We start from the raw sequence: 4,876 nt of genomic DNA on the forward strand, positions 1-4,876 counted from the left end.
AGATGCGCATGCTCGGCGAGGAAGGCGGATACCTCCGCCTGAACCGCCGTTCGCAGAAGCTCCTTGGCCCCAGCTTGGATTACCTCGGTCAACGGATCCGCAGAAAATTCCGATGGCAGTTCGAACGGGACAACGGTAGATTTGGCCATGGTGGCATATCCTTTCTCTTTTGAGACTGACGGCGCGTGAACACCGCCATGATATGCCGCCTACTTCAGGCCATCACCAACTTTCGGGCATAACTCACGATAGACACTTGGACCTTTTTGGGTCCACCGAAAAAGACGTCTTGGACCCGGCGTTTCGGTGAGGCGGTTTAATCCGCCACAAAAGGTGTGATTCAACGAGAGCGGCGCCGCGCGCCGTCGAAAGTCGGTTGCGTCCAGCCGTCCAGCCGGCATGTGTTGGGTGGGATGAGACCACGCCAGGGCAGTCGACAGCGCTGCGCTCACCGAAACCGCCGGCTTACTGCTCCCGAAGGTAATAACTCTTGATCTCGTGACGGCGCATTTCCGTCGTTACATCTTCGTAGATTAGGATCCTGCCGGCCGCCAGACAATGTTCGTCGCGCCGGCCCTGCTTCAGGTCAGGCCGAAAGCTGAAGTCCCTCCATCCGGTTCTTATGGGTGCCCGATAGATGAGACATGGTAGAAACGGGGAGTTCGATCATCATCAGGCTCGTCGACGCACGCGCTCCCGGGTACGTGAAAGGGCCGATGACAAGATCAAAGCCGTAGCGCTCGTAAAAGGGAGCGTGCCTGTGCCGCGCGATTATTGATCCCCAAGTGGCATTAACACTGACGGAGCACGCTGCTGTCAGGCTCAGCGTATACAGGATTACACTTCTGCGTAATGCACTGCTGCAATTTACTGCCAGTCGCGAACCGTCGAGTATTGACTCTCCCTTGTCGACAATCGAGTCACAATGATTTTTGAACATGGAATAGGTAAGGCAGGCTTTTTGCGTACGACTTATCACGCTCAGGCGAATCGTGGAGACAAGCCTCCCATGCAGAGTGATCCCATATATCAAAGAAGTCTTCTCGTCATCCTGCCAATCCGAAAGACTGCTCTCATCATTCCCGTAGATGAGTCCCTGACTGTAGTAGGCATCGTACCGAAGCTTGAAGATGGCCTCCCTCTGCGCGGGCGTGCGGGCCAGAAAATGATCGAATCCGCGAGACTCACCTAATCTCTTGGATACGAGAAAGTTGAGCTTCGTGTCGCTGTATCCCACGTCTGTTCTCTCCTTCCGGTCGCTGCCTTGCTGACCAAAATTGCCTTGCACTGAAGCCATTAATGTCGGGTGAACGATAACTCAGTTGAAAACGGACCGGTAAATCGCCACGCGCCGTGGACTTCTGACAACTCGGAGCCGAGGGAACCCGGCCACCTCAAAATCGTTAAACCTGCGTGTCAGGGGACACAATCGAGGCTCGCGATGATCACTACGCGGCGGCAGTTACTTGCTTAAAACATTTGTCCGCGCGGCCGTTCTTTGCCCAGACCCGCACCTTTGGCGGGGCGTTGGCGGCATTATGCCGATACTAAGTCGCTGGATCGACGGGTGGAGGCGGCACAACCTCTTGGAGAGGCTGTCTCTCCACTTGCCCGCCGATGCAACGAATACCGGCCGGCTGCTGATTCCAACATGATCGCAGGAGGCGATAGTGGCGCAGAAACTCGCAGGCCCATCTCCAGTAGAAAGGCTGAAGAGATCGGACCGGAGTGGGCGTCGGGGGACTGACCGGATGGCGTCGCAGCGTCGGCCAAAGCTTTCCTGTGAAGAGAATGCTCAAGGAACTTTCCTTAACGGCCACGGTTACACCGTAAGGAGGTTTTTATGGCTGGTAACCTTCTGCAGCGGGCATGTCGCCTCAACACAAACGGAAATTTGGGAGAAACGAGATGAACTTCAAGATTTTAACAGTGGGAGCTTCGGCGGCTTTTCTCGTAGGTGCGGGGCACGTGTCTGCGGCCGTGATCACTATCGATAGCTTCGACACCCCTCAGGCGGTGGCAGACGAGCCGTTTGGGGTCGCTCAGCCTCAAGGATCCGAGGTGAAGGCGCCCGACGCGATCGGCGGCTGGCGCGATCTTTATGTCGAGACGGACGACGAGGGGAACCTAAGTGCCACCACGCTTGAGGTGAGGGATAGCAACCTCAGCTTCAGCAACGAAGATAACGTCACCGGCCGTGGCTGGGTCACCTATGACGGGTATGACGACGATCCATTCGGGGTGAATAAAACCGGCCTCGGCGGCATCGACCTCTTCACAGGCCCGCTCGGCACCCCGGGCTTCCTGTTCGAAGTCGTCCGTCTGGACTTGCCGTTCGTCGTGACTGTCAGGGCGTGGGACATGTTCGGTGAGACGACGGAGTTCTCTTCCACAGTGAGCTCGACCGGTACGCCGTTCTTGCCCTTCGCGGCGTTCTCAAATGAAGCCTTTGACTTTAACGAGGTTGGCGCGCTGCAGTTCTTTGCGGATTCGGGTGATACGACGATCAACGTCGACGCAGCGATAGGCTCGATCTCCGTGGATACCGGTGTGGTCCCGCTGCCAGCCCCGGCGCTCCTGCTACTGGGCGGACTCGGCGGGTTTGGCGGTCTTGCGGCGTTCGGCAAGCGCCGCCGCAAGCGCACCTGAGGGCGACGGCCCGACACACCTCGTCCTGAGGCCCGGAATACAAGGAGGGATCAGAAGTTCGCCTTCTGGTTCCTCTTTTCGCGACCTTGGGGATAACGGCGCAAGAGGCGGCCTTGGTTGAAGGCCGCTGATCTGCCCCCTGCTGGTCCCTCGTTCATAACGAGAGTCCGCGGCTCTTGCGCTGGGCCCCGACCTTGGACTGCCGGACGCTGGATTTTCCCGGCTCTTTCACGATGACGGGCCGATGACGCCATCGGGATAATGCATGGCAATCGGGACGTTGTATCCGATCGCCCCGTGGGGCCTTACCTCGTTGTGGTCTCGACGCCAACCCTCAAGCTTTTCGCCAGCATCGGCAAGGCTCATGAACCAGTGGGCATTTAGGCATTCCGCCCGGAGCTTGGGGTTGAATGCCTCGATGAACCCGTTGTCGGTCGGCCTCCCGGGCCGGGAGAAGTCCCGCGTGACACTGTTGGCATTGGCCCAAAGATCGAGATCCCAAAAGACGAATTCGCTGCCATTATCGACCCGGATCGTCTTGGGATAGCTGGCCTTGGCACAGACCTTTTCCAAGGTCTGCACGACGTCGCCGCCGCGGTAGGCGAACCGGGAATTTGCCGCCGAACAGAGACGCGAGTGCGTGTCCAACAGTCCGGATGCGTAGCTTCTTGCCCATGGAAAGCTGTTCGTGGACGAAGTCCATGGCCCAGACCTCGTTCGGACCGAGAACTTCCTGACGGTCCTCCCGCAGCTTCGCCTTCACCCGCCGCTTCGGGTGCTTGTTCCGGAGCTGCAGGTCCCACTCTTTGTAAATACTGCGGGTTTTATTCATGTTGATCTCCCGGCCTTCCCGGCGCAGCAGCACATGCACGCGGCGGTAGCCGTGGCGCACGGTCCGCCATGGTACTCGAATCGATGGCGCGACATGGCTCACCTCCGCAATCTCCCTGATCCGTCGTTCGACGGCCGCCTGGTCCCTCTCGGGCCATTGCCTCGCAATGGCCTGCCGGGCAACGGGTGCGCCGGGACTTGTAGTGGAACGTGGAGGTATCGAACCGCAGGGCCCCACAAGCCGCGCGGATCGACACGCCCCCGATCGATGCACATCCCGCGAACCAGCTCGCGCATCCGGCCAGGGTGAGCCTTGGCGAACGAGCTTTCGGCGGATTACATCCTGAAGCATCTCCCGGTCCAAAGTCAGATCGGCAACAATCTTCTTCAATCGCCAGTTCTCGTCCTCGAGTGCCTTCAGGCGGCGCATCTCATCGGGCAGCAAGCCGCCATACCGCTTCTTCCAGTTGAACTACGTCGCCTGACTGATCCCGGCCTTCCGGCAGATCTCGGCGACCGGCGTGCCTTCCTCGCCCTATTACAAGATGAAGGCCTTCTGAGCCTGCGTGAACTTCAATGTCTTCAGGCGATCCCGCTCCTCTCCCAGCCAAGGAAATTTAGCGGAAAACTCCAGCTTCAAACGATCCAGTTGTCAGGGGGTAGAGCACCGGCGCTCTGACCGCAGTGCTGGAGTTCCCGACTGCGCGGGCGCCCTCTTTGGCGCGGCGCCAGACCTCCTCGCCCAGGATCGTGTGGATACTCGTGCCCGGCCCTGGTCATCCGAATCGGCATCATCGCGAAGCGGCCCCGGAGGGTTGCGGCGTCTATGGCCTTAGAGCGCCTAACAGAATCTCTTGATCTGGTTCATACCTATGATGGCGGTTGCGAGCTTGGTGAGGGCCATGTGGATGTCGGCGCGGCGGTCGTAGGGGGTTGCGAGGGTGAGGCTCGCCGAACGAACTGAGCGAACCACGCGAAGGTGCGCTCGACGACCCATTGATGGCGGCCGAGCTTGGTGGAGGTCTCGAGCCCGCGACGCGCGATGCGGGGGATGATGGAGCGGGCCCGGCATTCCTTCCGGCACCGGCGGTGATCGTAGGCCTTGTCCGTTACCCGGCAGGGTATCGCGCAGCGATGTCCCGAGAGGGGGTGTGTGTCACATCCCGGAAGGTAGTATGGCTGTTTCTTGAACAGCTCTGGCTTGATTTTGTGCCAGTCCTTCATGGCCTGCAAGGGCGCCTTGCTGGCCAACGCTGATTGCGGGAGCTGCTGGTTGTAGAGCCAGACGTATCGGTGGAGCGTGGTCTCCAGGTCCTCGCCTGATCGGAAATGGTGGCTCTGCAGGACCTCTTCGATCCGGCCGTTGAAGCGCTCGACCATTCCGTTGGTCTGCGGC

The 4,876-nt window shown here is 59.4% G+C and carries 2 protein-coding genes and 3 pseudogenes; 1 reads left to right on the forward strand and 4 read right to left on the reverse strand.

All coding sequences use genetic code 11. From position 1 onward, the window contains the following. Window positions 1-586 precede the first annotated feature (586 nt). Window positions 587-1,297: an N-acyl amino acid synthase FeeM domain-containing protein gene (locus JSE7799_RS02695; protein WP_222101691.1), complete on the reverse strand. Its 711-nt coding sequence runs from the start codon at window positions 1,295-1,297 to the stop codon at window positions 587-589. 611 nt (window positions 1,298-1,908) lie between these two features. Here JSE7799_RS02695 and JSE7799_RS02700 point away from each other — a divergent pair. Then, window positions 1,909-2,649 carry a hypothetical protein gene (locus tag JSE7799_RS02700; protein ID WP_055662232.1) on the forward strand — a complete coding sequence of 247 codons (741 nt, stop codon included), beginning with the start codon at window positions 1,909-1,911 and terminating at the stop codon, window positions 2,647-2,649. Between the two features lie 228 nt (window positions 2,650-2,877). Here JSE7799_RS02700 and JSE7799_RS02705 read toward each other — a convergent pair. From JSE7799_RS02705 to JSE7799_RS02710, 3 pseudogenes are all read right to left on the reverse strand, one after another. Then, window positions 2,878-4,066, reverse strand: a pseudogene (locus tag JSE7799_RS02705) (IS3 family transposase). A 255-nt stretch (window positions 4,067-4,321) separates the two neighbouring features. Beyond that, window positions 4,322-4,587 (reverse strand): annotated as a pseudogene (locus JSE7799_RS21505) (IS5/IS1182 family transposase); the annotation flags it as partial. Window positions 4,588-4,635: 48 nt separating this feature from the next. Further along, window positions 4,636-4,876 (reverse strand): annotated as a pseudogene (locus JSE7799_RS02710) (integrase core domain-containing protein); the annotation flags it as partial.

Origin of the sequence: Jannaschia seosinensis (assembly GCF_001408515.1) — a bacterium.
Lineage (GTDB): Bacteria > Pseudomonadota > Alphaproteobacteria > Rhodobacterales > Rhodobacteraceae > Jannaschia > Jannaschia seosinensis.